This is a genomic window from Ephemeroptericola cinctiostellae (genome assembly GCF_003339525.1).
Lineage (GTDB): Bacteria > Pseudomonadota > Gammaproteobacteria > Burkholderiales > Burkholderiaceae > Hydromonas > Hydromonas cinctiostellae.
In genome coordinates, this window is the sequence record NZ_CP031124.1 from 1,811,785 (window position 1) to 1,825,187 (window position 13,403).

12 protein-coding genes and 1 pseudogene are annotated in these 13,403 nt (G+C 46.9%); 11 read left to right on the forward strand and 2 right to left on the reverse strand.

Translation table 11 applies throughout. From position 1 onward, the window contains the following. Positions 1-93: 93 nt before the first annotated feature. The 3 genes from DTO96_RS08165 (at position 94) to DTO96_RS08175 (ending at position 3,620) form a co-directional block, all read left to right on the forward strand. Complete coding sequence (locus DTO96_RS08165; protein WP_114563043.1) at positions 94-1,293, forward strand: helix-turn-helix domain-containing protein; 1,200 nt, start codon at positions 94-96, stop codon at positions 1,291-1,293. 312 nt (positions 1,294-1,605) lie between these two features. Continuing rightward, positions 1,606-3,126: an aldehyde dehydrogenase gene (gene adh, locus DTO96_RS08170; protein WP_114563044.1), complete on the forward strand. Its 1,521-nt coding sequence runs from the start codon at positions 1,606-1,608 to the stop codon at positions 3,124-3,126. Positions 3,127-3,224: 98 nt separating this feature from the next. Beyond that, positions 3,225-3,620, forward strand: coding sequence for a DUF779 domain-containing protein (locus DTO96_RS08175; protein ID WP_114563045.1), 396 nt, complete (start codon positions 3,225-3,227; stop codon positions 3,618-3,620). A 56-nt stretch (positions 3,621-3,676) separates the two neighbouring features. Here DTO96_RS08175 and DTO96_RS12690 read toward each other — a convergent pair whose 3' ends face one another. Together DTO96_RS12690 and DTO96_RS08180 are read right to left on the reverse strand one after the other, a co-directional pair. After that, positions 3,677-3,844 carry a hypothetical protein gene (locus tag DTO96_RS12690; protein ID WP_157964378.1) on the reverse strand — a complete coding sequence of 56 codons (168 nt, stop codon included), beginning with the start codon at positions 3,842-3,844 and terminating at the stop codon, positions 3,677-3,679. A 210-nt stretch (positions 3,845-4,054) separates the two neighbouring features. Continuing rightward, entirely contained in the window at positions 4,055-5,539 is a 1,485-nt protein-coding gene (locus DTO96_RS08180) for an Rne/Rng family ribonuclease (RefSeq protein WP_114563984.1), read from the reverse strand. Positions 5,540-5,971: 432 nt separating this feature from the next. On the opposite strand from DTO96_RS08180, the gene DTO96_RS08185 reads away from it, so the two are divergent. From DTO96_RS08185 to rfbG, 8 genes and pseudogenes are all read left to right on the forward strand, one after another. Then, positions 5,972-6,574: a 2-hydroxychromene-2-carboxylate isomerase gene (locus DTO96_RS08185; protein WP_114563046.1), complete on the forward strand. Its 603-nt coding sequence runs from the start codon at positions 5,972-5,974 to the stop codon at positions 6,572-6,574. A gap of 235 nt (positions 6,575-6,809) precedes the next feature. Continuing rightward, entirely contained in the window at positions 6,810-7,436 is a 627-nt protein-coding gene (gene nth, locus DTO96_RS08190; RefSeq protein WP_114563985.1) for an endonuclease III, read from the forward strand. 123 nt (positions 7,437-7,559) lie between these two features. After that, a pseudogene (locus DTO96_RS13030) lies at positions 7,560-8,117 on the forward strand (pseudouridine synthase); the annotation flags it as partial. A gap of 243 nt (positions 8,118-8,360) precedes the next feature. After that, positions 8,361-8,822 (forward strand): DUF192 domain-containing protein, encoded by a 462-nt coding sequence (locus DTO96_RS08200; RefSeq protein ID WP_157964379.1) that lies wholly within the window; start codon positions 8,361-8,363, stop codon positions 8,820-8,822. Positions 8,823-8,833: 11 nt separating this feature from the next. After that, entirely contained in the window at positions 8,834-9,670 is an 837-nt protein-coding gene (locus DTO96_RS08205) for a squalene/phytoene synthase family protein (RefSeq protein WP_114563049.1), read from the forward strand. Positions 9,671-9,997: 327 nt separating this feature from the next. Next, on the forward strand, positions 9,998-11,410 hold the full coding sequence (gltX, locus tag DTO96_RS08210) for a glutamate--tRNA ligase (protein WP_114563050.1): 1,413 nt from the start codon (positions 9,998-10,000) through the stop codon (positions 11,408-11,410). Between the two features lie 54 nt (positions 11,411-11,464). Next, a complete protein-coding gene (rfbF, locus tag DTO96_RS08215) occupies positions 11,465-12,238 on the forward strand; it encodes a glucose-1-phosphate cytidylyltransferase (protein ID WP_114563051.1) in 774 nt (257 codons plus the stop codon). Then, complete coding sequence (gene rfbG / locus DTO96_RS08220; protein ID WP_114563986.1) at positions 12,235-13,314, forward strand: CDP-glucose 4,6-dehydratase; 1,080 nt, start codon at positions 12,235-12,237, stop codon at positions 13,312-13,314. The genes rfbF and rfbG overlap by 4 nt, the downstream gene beginning before the upstream one ends. The last annotated feature ends 89 nt before the right edge of the window (positions 13,315-13,403 follow it).

The window sequence follows — 13,403 nt, forward strand, 5'->3', positions numbered from 1 at the left end:
TTTTATGCTTTAATGTATTTTTACAAAGCTGAACCCTTCACAACAAAACCAATTTGAGTTTTTATTCCGTTCAGTTGCACACAGGAGACAACCATGCGTGCCAATACCCAGCTGCGCGACCATCGGCTCAAAACCGAGCGCGAATGGCAGCAATTTGTACGTGATAAATCGATGTCCAGCGAATCCTCATGGCTGCAACAATCATGGGGGACATCAGCCTCCAACATCACGCTGGAGCAGACCTGCGCCCCGATGGATGACCCTGAATCGGTACGGCGGCAATTTCTTGCGACTGAACTGTACCAAGTCGCAAAACCGTTGCTGGATGAATTGGTCTATGCGGTAACGGACTCGGGTTTCGCTGTTGGATTCAGCGACCCAAGCGCCACATTACAGTGGACTGCCGCCAATCGTGTGATGCAAAAACGTGTTGAAAAAGCACATTTTTTGCCTTCGGCGCATTGGGATGAAGCCAGTATGGGCACCAATGCCGTGGGCTTGGCGGCTCGCATGGTCAAGCCCTTTGCGATTTTCTCAGCACAACATTATGTCCCAAGCTTACATGAATGGGTGTGCTATGCCGCGCCAATTGTTCACGGCCCATCGGGTCACGTGGCAGGTGTCTTGGACATCAGTGCACCGTGGCAAAACTCAACCCCTATGGCACTCGCCACAGTGAGCCACTATGCGCAACAAATTTCTCAGTTGTGGTCAACCATTCAGCTCAAACCCAGCTTTTATTTAAACCTCTGTGGCTGCTCTCATGGTCAATGGTTGGGCAGAACGGGGCTGCCTCGACGCTTACAAGAAATTTTTCTGACCTTGGCTTTACACCCTGAGGGCTTGAGTTTAGAAGCCTTGCATGCACACGTGTATGGTGACGAGCCAGTGTCTGTGTCAACCTTGAAATCTGAAATTTCTCACCTGCGACAACACCTAGGGGATATTTTACAAGCACGCCCTTATCGCTTGGCGCTGGCTTTACAAGTTCTGCCCACCGATGCCCATTTGGTTGAACAGTATGTGCTTGCAGGCCAATTCAGCGATGCCCTCAATTTATACCAACGGCCCGTATTACCCAACTCTCAGGCTCCTGCTGTGGTTGAATATCGAAACTATTTGCATCAATTGGTGATTCGTTCTTTGGTGGCCAGCAACAACATTGATGCGTTATGGCAATTCACCGTGATGCACGAAGCAGAATACGATGTGCTGCTGCGCTTAGAGCAACTTTTGCCTGACAGCGATGGCCGCCGCTCAGCCGTTGAAGCAAAACTTGCCCAGTTGGAATAATTGCCCCCATAAAAACAGGGATACACCGAAACATGGTTGGTGAACAATGGACATCCCCAGGCAACGACCTGAAACACCCCTGAGTGGTGAAAAGGGTTTCTGAAGTCGAACAATGACAACATGCGACTGCCTCGACCATATTTAGCCTAAAAATCTTTTTTGGGATTAATGATTGCAACAAGGCATCAAAGGTCTTCGTAAAAAAACTCACCCCCCTCGCCGTTCAACCTATTTTCAACCTTCTGTGTGACATGATGCGTCTCAAGCGAAACACAACCCTTCGCTTAACCTTATACAATAACGGAGACCATCATGATTTATGCAAACCCAAATACCCCAGGTGCTTTAATTGATTTCAAAGCGAAATATGACAATTTCATTGGCGGCCAATGGGTCGCACCAGTAGACGGTCAGTATTTTGAAAACATCACACCTGTGACGGGTCAAGTGTTTTGCCAAGTGGCACGCTCAACGTCAAAAGACATCAATTTGGCACTGGATGCCGCTCACAAAGCGAAAGATGCTTGGGGCAAAACCTCAGTCACTGAACGCTCAAACATCCTCAACAAAATCGCTGACCGCATCGAAGCCAACCTTGAGAAAATCGCAGTGGCCGAAACATGGGACAACGGTAAAGCCGTTCGTGAAACACTGGCTGCTGACATTCCATTGACGATCGATCATTTCCGTTATTTCGCCTCAGCCATTCGCGCACAAGAAGGCTCATCCAGCCAAATCGACAACGACACTGTCGCTTATCATTTCCACGAGCCACTCGGTGTTGTGGGTCAAATCATTCCTTGGAACTTCCCCATCCTGATGGCCGCCTGGAAACTGGCACCCGCACTCGCAGCGGGCAACTGCATCGTCATGAAACCCGCAGAGCAAACCCCTGTCAGCTTATTGGTTGTAATGGAAATCATTGCGGATTTACTGCCTGCTGGGGTATTGAACATTGTCAACGGCTTTGGCGTCGAAGCGGGCGCACCACTGGCTTCAAGCCCACGCATCGCAAAAATTGCATTCACTGGCGAAACCACGACTGGCCGCCTCATCATGCAATATGCGACCCAAAACATCATTCCCGTCACTTTGGAACTTGGTGGTAAGAGCCCTAATATTTTTATGGCTGACGTTGCCCGCGAAGACGACGCATTTTTTGACAAAGCGGTTGAAGGTTTTGTGTTATTCGCCCTCAATCAAGGTGAAGTCTGCACCTGCCCAAGCCGTGCGTTGATTCACGAATCGATTTACGATCAATTCATCGAACGCGCCATCGCCCGCACCAACGCCATCAAGGTTGGCAACCCATTGGATACAGAAACCATGATGGGTGCGCAAGCATCAAATGATCAACTTGAGAAAATTTTGTCCTACATGGACATCGGTCAAGCGGAAGGCGCACAGCTGCTTGCAGGTGGTGGACGCAACACATTGGAAGGCGATTTGTCTGGCGGTTATTACGTTAAACCGACCATTTTCAAAGGCCATAACAAAATGCGCATTTTCCAAGAAGAAATTTTTGGCCCCGTCGTCAGCGTGACCACATTCAAAGACAATGAAGAAGCCTTATCGATTGCCAATGACAGCATGTTTGGTCTCGGCGCAGGCATTTGGACACGTGATGCCAACACTTCTTATCGCTTTGGTCGCGGCATTCAAGCGGGTCGAGTGTGGACAAACTGCTACCACCTCTACCCTGCCCACTCGGCATTTGGTGGCTACAAGCAAAGTGGCATCGGTCGTGAAAACCACTTGATGATGCTCGACCATTATCAACAAACCAAAAACATGCTGGTCAGCTACAACCCAAACAAAATGGGCTTTTTCTAAGACATTTGAGGTAAATCGTTCATAAAAATGTGTGCTTTCCCTTTACCGGATGATACCTATCATTCAGTAAAGGGATTTTTTCAAAAAAGGAGAAGACCATGAACCGTGTAGACATCACAGCAGATGCCAACAAATGGATTCAATCGCTGTCCGAAAAAAATGGGCCTCTGATGTTCCACCAATCAGGCGGTTGTTGCGATGGCAGCAGCCCAATGTGTTATCCCAAAGGTGCTTTTTTGGTGGGCAGTTCAGATGTTTACTTGGGAGATGTTGCAGGCACACCTTTTTTTATGAGCGAATCACAGTTTAGGTATTGGCAACACACCCATTTGACGCTCGACATTGTACCTGGGCGCGGCAGCGGGTTTAGTTTGGAAGCGCCATTTGGCGTGCGATTTCTGATTCGCTCACGACTTTTCTCAGATGAGGAATGGGCTCAGATCACCCCCACGGTAGCTGGTGATCAGTGGTTGGCTGGAGAGCAACGACCTTGATAACAATGCAAAAGCCTTATACACAGAGTACAAGGCTTTTTTTATTGGGTTCCAACTCAATCTTCAATACGCGACCAAATGTCATCGCCTTTGGCTTTAGGTGCATCGGCATGGGACTGCGTTTGCTGTGTTTTTTGAGTCATCATCTCAGCAACTTTTGCACGAATTGTTTCCATGCACTCTTTGAGATTAAGGGGTGTAAATGTGGTGGTTGAGCGGCTCATGGTAATTCCTTTCTGAAAAAATAATAAAAAACTGACCCTGATCGAGCCTTATCTCCTCGTACTTCGGCATTACTTTGGTAACGCGCTTCTTTTATGTTGAAATTATACTTCATATTGCGATAAACATGAACTATTTAATGTCTTTTGTTGCTTTCACAATACATTTCATTGTGCAACCGCACATTTTTTACTTCAAAACAGACCCAACAATCACATCAATATGATGTCATATTGCTCTTGAAAAAACATACCTTGCACTTGCAACGAGATCGATTTACCGATCTGATTAGACAGCGCTGCTAAATGTGGCGCCACCTCATCCAACAACATGTCAATCACATCAGGGTGCGCCACCACGCGAAATGCGGTGGCATTAAACTGGCAAGCTTCACGGGCAATTTCACGCAAAATTTCATAACATACCGTGCGAGTTGTTTTGACCATGCCTCGTCCAGAGCACATAGGGCATGGTTCGCACAACAATTGAGCCAGCGACTCTCTCGTTCTTTTACGGGTAACTTCGATTAAACCCAGCGGTGAAAAAGGATGAATAGCGGTTCTCGTTCGGTCATGACCAAATTCAACCTGTAAAGTGTTCATGACATTTTCAGCATGCGTGGCATGACTCATGTCAATGAAATCCAGGATAATCATACCTCCCAAATTACGTAAACGCAGTTGGTGAACAATTTCCCGCGCCGCTTCTAAATTGGTTTTAAGTATTGTATCGGCAAAATTACGACCCGACACGTAGGATCCCGTATTCACATCAATTGTGGTCATCGCCTCAGTCGTTTCAATGACCAAATAACCACCCGATTTAAGGTCCACGCGATGTTGCAAGGCGAGATTGATCTCGTCTTCAACTTTGTACGCATCAAACAATGGCCGCTCTATGGGGGCCAGTATGAGTTTGGCGTTCACAGAGGGCATGTATTGGTCGGCAAAGTTGCTCAATTCCGCAAGTGTGGCCTCATCATCCGTCACGACAGAAACCGTATCCACCGTCACCATGTCCCGCAACACCCGCTGCGCCAAGCTTAAATCCTTATGAATCAAATAAGGTGCAGGGTGCTTCTGAGAAGCCTGTAAAATACTTTGCCATGCACGATTGAGGTAGTTGATGTCATTTTGCCACTCTTCAACAGGTGCATCACATGCAGCCGTGCGAATGATGTAACCGCCTTGTGCATTGCTTTTATCTGCCCCTAACAAATCAATCAACTGATTTTTTAATGCCCAGCGTTCTTCATCATTCTCAACCTTTTGCGTCACGCCAATGCCCTGCTCTTTCGGCAAATGCACCAACAAACGACCAGCAATACTGATTTTGGTCGATAAACGCGCCCCCTTCGTTCCGATCGGATCTTTGATGACTTGAACCAGAACCGTTTGACCGTCAAACAGCACTTTTTCAATGGGGGGCAATGCATTGCCCGAGGCTTGACTGGCTGATGGACTGTGCGCAGCAATGATCATGTCCGCCACATGCAAAAAAGCCGTTCGCTCAAGGCCAATCTCAATAAATGCAGATTGCATCCCCGGCAGCACGCGCACGACTTTGCCCAAATAGATGTTACCGACCAAGCCCAAATTGGCCATTCGCTCGATGTAAACCTCTTGCACACGACCGTCCTCAAGGAGGGCAACGCGTGTTTCGGCACTGTTGGTATTGATTAAGATGTCTTGTTTCATGAAGGCGATTGTAATGCTTTTCACAGAGAGCATGTGATGATTACATTAAAATTACAAAATAATTTTAAAACTTTCAGTTGATTTTAATGCATAACCTTGTGCCCATATGTTTAGCTGAATTGGAACAACCCAACCCTTAATCCGTGCTTTTCACACCAATGGCGGCCATACAAAATATTAAATGCCTGGATCTTCATTTCCAGTCTCTTTTATAGAAGCTGTGGTTGGATCGCTTTCAGTACACCCCCTCCACATCAGCAACCCACAAAAGACTACAACAACTGGAATCTTCACGACAAAACCATATAAACATTAAAAACAACACAAACCTTACTTAATTTGCACTAAATACGCATTCGAGTACTCACGAAAAGTTCTGAATTTTGCTAGAATGGCGTTTTAAGATTTGAACTGAAGACCAAAGGGTTTTATATGGCAAGCGCATTAGATTTTTATTTTGATTTTTCATCACCTTACGGCTACTTTGCCAGCACCCGCATCAATGAGATGGCGCAAAAACACAACCGCCGAGTTGATTGGCACCCATTTTCAGGCGAGGCTTTTAAACCGTCGACCAGCGGCACATCGTTGGTACAAAACCCAGCCAAGCGCACCTATATTGAGCGTGATTACATTCGCAGTGCAAAATTCCATAACATTGAATTTAAAATCCCAAGTGTGTTTCCATTGGACACGCGTTACGCTTCACGCGCTGTGATGTGGGCGGAAAGCAAATACGGCGAAGACAAAGGCATCGCTTTGGCTCAAGCCATTTTCAAGGCTTATTATGTTGAAGATAAAAACATTGGTGATCCCAAAACCATCATTGATTTGGGCGTCAGTGTCGGTTTAAAAGCAGAAGAAGTCAGTGAAGGCATGAACAATTCATTCACCAAAGAGCAAGTGCGTGCTGAAATTGATTTGGCCACAGCCAAGGGCGTATTCGGCTCACCTTTTGTCATTTTTGATGGCGAGCCTTTTTGGGGATTTGACCGCTTTGATCAACTTGAAGCCGCTCTAAAAGCCAAAGCTTAATATTTCATCAACGACCTTACGGCTATCATGAATGCTGACTTCCTGCGGTATGTCGTTGATGATTGCACCATACACCTTTAAAGCTTCCGTCGATTAAAACTGACTCTGTTTGCTGCCACTGCTGCATTCACTTATTTTTTCCTAAAAGAGAACCTGTACCGCCTCCTATTTATTATCAGCTTTGACTGTTGGCATATTGGCTTGGGCGGGCGGCACACCATCGGAAACAGAAACCATGCGTCCAGCTGACCGACTCGAGATGTTCAACCGCCTGAAGGCGGCCAACCCGAACCCGACAACCGAACTCAATTACACCAGTCCTTTTGAACTATTGGTGTCGGTTGTATTGTCAGCACAAGCCACTGATGTCGGCGTTAACAAAGCAACCGCTCAGCTTTATCCCATTGCCAATACGCCAGAGGCCATTTTTGCCCTCGGCGAAGAGGGTCTAATCCCTTATATCAACACCATTGGGCTGTTCCGCAACAAGGCCAAACACGTGATTGGCCTGTGCGCCATGCTCATCGAAAAACACAACAGCCAAGTTCCCAGTGATCGCACCTCGCTCGAAGCGCTGCCAGGTGTCGGACGAAAAACCGCCAACGTCATCCTCAACACCATTTTCAAGCAGCCCACCATGGCCGTGGACACCCATATTTTTCGATTGGGGAATCGCACTGGTCTGGCCACAGGAAAAACGGTACTGGATGTTGAGCAAAAGCTCCTTAAAAACATCCCAAAAGAATTTTTACTCGATGCCCACCACTGGTTGATTTTACACGGTCGTTATGTGTGTCAAGCACGCAAACCCAAATGCAATGAATGCATCATCAACGATTTGTGTGAATACAGCGGAAAATGAAACCTTGCATTTTTCCATCGCATCATAAGCCCATATAAAAACACAAACATTACTCAACACACACAAACCCAAGCCCCACATGGCATAACTTGGTATCATACGGCCTTAGAACAAAGGAACACCATGTTATTACTGCTGAACAAACCTTACGGCGTGATTTGCCAATTCACCAAACACGAAACACATCCAACATTGAAAGAATACGTTAAAGTGCCTCATGTCTATCCCGCTGGGCGTTTGGATACCGATTCAGAAGGTTTATTGGTTTTGACCGACGATGGTCACATGCAAAATCAAATCAGCCATCCCATGCATAAAAAACCCAAAACCTATGTCGTACAGGTGGAAGGTTCACCTTCAGATGCCGCATTAAAATCTTTGCGAGCGGGCGTCAAGCTGGGGGATGAAGTGACTTTACCCTGCCACGCCGAAATCATTGATGAACCCAAATGGTTGTGGGAGCGGAACCCACCGATCCGCTATCGTGCCAGCATCCCAACGCATTGGCTGGAAATCACTTTAACTGAAGGCAAAAATCGCCAAGTGCGCCGCATGACCGCAGCAGTGGGCTTGCCCACACTGCGCTTGATTCGCACACAAGTGGGTGGCTATAGCTTATTTGAAGGTGGCACGCTTGGGCTCGGTGACACCCGCATGATCGATGCCACACCATGCCCGCCATCACCCGCACGCACAGCCCCCGTGAAGCCACGCCGAACGGGCTATCAACCCGACTTCGTTGGTAAAAAATCGGGGGTATTACCCACCAATGTGCGTAAAGCCCGTGTTGGCGCAGCCAGTCAAGCCAACCGAAGTGCACGTGCAACAGCCAGCTCTTCACGTAAAAAACCATAACTTATGTTTTTTCAATAACTTTCAATAAGTTATAGGCTTAATTGAATGTTTAACTTAAAGGATGGGCTGATGTTGTCAATTACCCGTATGTCATTGTTATGCGCCAGTGCCGTGGTGCTGATGGCCTGTCAAGAAACAGGGAAAACAACAAATGGCATCAACAATTCAAGTACATCATCGGCATTCACAGCGCTGAATCAACTCAAACAAGTGCAACTTGAGCTTGCCGACACCTCTGAAAAACAAGAGCTGGGTTTAATGAACCGCACCAGCATACCTGAGAATACAGGCATGCTGTTTGCATTTACCGAACCTCGCACCTACTGCTTTTGGATGAAAAACACGTTGATTCCACTGACGATTGGTTTTTTGGATGAACAAGGTGTCCTACGCCAAACCGAAGACATGGCACCTCAAACGCTGAGCACCCATTGTGCAAAAACAGCTGTTAAGTACGCCATTGAAATGAACCAAGGCTGGTATGCCACACACAAAGTTAATATTGGCACCCCCCTTCTTCACATTAAATGATTTCCTAAAACATGTCTGAATTAGTTTTCCAGCTCGCCGCACCTCACCCCGCAAGCAGTTTATTTTTTGCCCACCGCACTGCACGTCGTCATCAACGAACACCTTTGCGTGCATTGTATACTTTGCATAAAAAATGGCGTGAGGCTGCGGTCTACACAGATCAACACCATGCGGTGACCACGCTCAACTGGTGGCATCATGAGCTGGATAAAATCAAAACAGGGGAAATAACTCACCCTGCACTGATTGCCCTTAAACCTTGGTTCAACACAGACAACGAGGCTTTCTTTATCGCCTTGCAAAGCCTGCTGCATGGACACATGCATTGGCATCACATCACCCGCATTGAAGATTTGGCACAACTAGAACCAACCATTGACGCCATCAGCGGCTCTTTTGCTCAAGTCTGGTTGTCCATCATGGACGCCCCCGAACTGCACAGCCACGCACTCACCGCGGGGCGTGCGCTGTGGTGGATTGACCAAACCCGCCATATTGGTCATGGACTTACGCCCTCTCGATTGTGGTTGCCAATGGCGTGGTTGAAAGAGTTGAATTTGCCCGCCCATTTAATCTTAAAAAAGAATTTAACCCCAACCCAACGGGCAGAGCATGGGGCAGGACTGGTCACACTTCTGCTCCAGCATGCCCAGATGGCGGTGCAAAATTACGAAAACAGCCACCAAGCTTTATCGCCTTTACACAAGAAAGCAAGTAAAAGCCTGCATGCTTTATTAAAAATGCGCACACTACTGCTAAATGAGATGGCACAACAACCCAGTGATGTGTGGCAAGGCTTGGTCAGCATCTCGCCACGTAAAAAATGGTGGGCTGCGGCATGGGCATAGGGTTTTCACTCGCTCATGACTGAGCATTCATCACACTTGCGTGCCCCTCTTATAATTTGAAAATAAACCTTCAGTACACAAAACAAGGGAGGGCATGTCCAACAACATGATCCGTCAAATCAAACAATCTTCAGCACCACAACCAGCGCAATCATTGCCTTAAACGTCCTGCACTCGACTTGCACTCGCCCTACACTCTTTAGGACGTAAAGAGGAAATCAAAAAAATGACAAGCCAAAATGTTTTTACAAATAGAAACGTGGTGTTGCACCTGCTCGCCAGTTATAATGTCGCATTACCACTGACATTTTAGATTTAAAGGCATCCATGAGCACAACTGTTCGCACCCGTTTCGCCCCCAGCCCAACAGGCGCCCTCCACATTGGCGGCGCACGCACTGCATTATTCAGCTGGGCATTGGCTCAGCACTTTGGCGGCACATTTGTCTTGCGCATTGAAGACACAGATGTTGAGCGCTCAACCCCAGAAAACGTTGCAGAAATTTTAGATGCCATGGCGTGGCTCAAGCTGACACACGATGACGGCCCATACTATCAAATGCAACGCATGGATCGCTATCGAGAAGTGATTGAACAAATGCTCGCCAATGGCACAGCATACCATTGCTACACCTCTCGCGAAGAACTCGAAGCCATGCGTGAAGCTCAAAAAGCCCGTGGTGAACGAGAAAAGTACGACGGCACTTGGCGCCCTGAAGCAGGCAAAACATTGCCAGAGATTCCCGTAGGCGTACAACCTGTTGTCCGTTTCAAAAACCCACTCTCTGGCAACACCTCATGGGTTGACGTGGTGAAAGGTGAGATTTCATTCAACAATGCAGAACTGGATGACCTCATCATCGCCCGACCTGACGGCACACCCACATACAATTTCTGTGTCGTTGTTGACGACTGGGACATGGGGATCACCCACGTCATCCGAGGTGATGACCATGTCAACAACACCCCCAAGCAAATCAACATCTTGAAAGCATTGAATGCGCCATTGCCGTTTTATGGTCACATCCCCATGATTCTGGCACCCGATGGCTCTAAATTATCGAAACGTAAAAATGCCACAGCGGTTATGGATTATGAGCGCATGGGCTATTTACCCGAAGCCCTGTGCAACTACCTCGCCCGCTTGGGCTGGGGGCACGGCGATGATGAAGTGTTTACGCGCGAACAATTTGTCGAATGGTTCAGTGTAGAACACCTGACATCGTCTTCATCACAATGGGATCCAAAGAAACTCAATTGGATGAACAACCATTACATCAACAAAAAACCACATGACGAATTGGTCGCCTTAATTGAACCGCGTTTGATCGCACGTTTGAACACATACGACCATACATTGCCTTTAACCACATACCCACTGTCAGACATCGTTGCTTTGTACAAATCGCGTTGCGACACACTGGTGCAAATCACTGACGAGGCTGAAAGCTATTACTTGCCTTACGTCGCCAACATTGAGCTGATCAATGAACAGGTCAATGATGCCAATCGCCCTGCGCTCAAAGATTTTGCCGAAGGGCTCAAAACGGTAACATGGGACAAGGAAAGCATCAATGCATTGATTAAGTCAATATTGACTGAACATGGTTTAAAAATGCCAGCTCTGGGCATACCATTGCGTGCCATTATTTTAGGACAAACTCAAAGCCCATCCGTGGATACCGTTTTGCATGTCTTTGGCCGCCAAGAAGTGCTTAACCGCCTAAATATCGTAACTTGAAGTAAACCATGATGCGTGTGCAACACCTCCTTAAACCATAAAAAGAACGATGCAATGAAAGCAATTATTTTAGCTGGCGGTTTGGGTACACGCATCAGTGAAGAATCATCGATTCGTCCTAAACCAATGATAGAAATAGGTGGAAAACCTATTCTTTGGCACATCATGAAGCTGTACTCAGCTCATGGTATCAATGATTTTGTGATTTGCTGCGGTTACAAAGGCTACATGATTAAGGAATACTTTTCCAACTATTTTTTGCACATGTCCGACATCACTTTCGATTTAGAAAAAAACACCATGGAAGTACATCAACAGCAAGTTGAGCCTTGGCGCGTGACATTGGTAGATACGGGCGAAACCAGCCAAACAGGCGGACGAATTAAACGAATTCGTAAATTTGTCGAAAATGACGATGCATTTTGTCTAACGTATGGCGATGGATTAAGCAACATCAACATTACCCAATCCATTGAATTTCACCACATGCATCAACGCAAAGCCACCATTTCTGCTGTCTATCCTGCGGGGCGCTTTGGTGCGTTGCACATTGACAATCACATTGTCACCGAGTTTAAAGAAAAACCTCAAGGTGATGGCAGTTTAATCAATGGTGGTTTTTTTGTATTGAATCCATCGGTCATTGATTTGATTGACAGCGATTCAACCATCTGGGAAAAAGAACCACTTGAAACTTTGGCAGAGCAAGGAGAGTTATCGGCTTTTGTGCATGAAGGCTTTTGGCAACCCATGGACACTTTGCGTGATAAAACGCACCTCGAAAGTCTTTGGGCCAGCGGTCAAGCACCTTGGAAAGTATGGTCATGAGAAAAACCATCTCCCCTTCTTTTTGGCAAGATCGCAAGGTATTTTTAACAGGTCATACGGGCTTCAAAGGCGCTTGGTTAAGCACGTGGTTACACAGGCTTGGTGCAAATATCACCGGTTACGCACTTGCACCTGCGACTCAGCCTAATTTATTTAACTTAGCGCAACTTGATCAAGTCATGCGTTCGGTGATTGGCGACATCCGTGATCCAGCGCATTTGCTCGACACCATGCAAGCAGCTCAACCAGAAATCGTCATTCACATGGCTGCACAACCACTGGTTCGCTATTCTTATCTTAACCCTGTTGAAACCTATTCAACCAATGTCATGGGTTTGGTCAATATATTTGAAACCATTCGTCAAACACCGTCAGTCAAAGCAGTAGTCAACGTGACGAGCGACAAATGTTACGAAAACCGCGAATGGGATTGGGGCTATTGTGAAAATGAAGCCATGGGCGGATATGACCCATACAGCAGCAGTAAAGGCTGTGCGGAGCTCATCACCAGCGCGTACCGTCGTTCATTTTTCAATCCGCAAACTTACGATCAACACGGTGTTTCACTCGCCAGCGCGCGTGCGGGCAATGTCATTGGCGGCGGCGACTGGTCAGATGATCGCTTGATCCCTGATATCATCCGAGCATTTTCGGCTGGACAACACGTTACCATTCGTAATCCACATGCCATTCGCCCTTGGCAGCATGTACTCGAGCCATTACACGGCTACCTCATGCTGGCAGAACGCTTAATGATCGATGGCATACCTTTCGCTGAAGGTTGGAATTTTGGCTCAAACCCTGTCGACGCGCAGCCCGTATCTTGGATTATTGCTCGCATGAAAGACAAATGGGGTGCAGAGGCAAATTACACTATTGATCCCAATACTGCTACAGTACACGAAGCTGGTTTATTGACTTTAGACAGCAGCAAAGCCAATAAACACCTATCATGGCAACCGCATTGGTCTTTAGAACACACCCTGGACATGATCTGCGCATGGCATCAAGCACACATTAACGGTCAAAACATGCGAGACATGACTCTTTCACAGATAGCCACTTACGAACTTTAACAGGCCATTTAATAAAAATCTCAATAAACTCAATCGCAAACGATGTGATTCATCGTTCAACCTGATTTAGAAAGATTAAAAAAGGAATT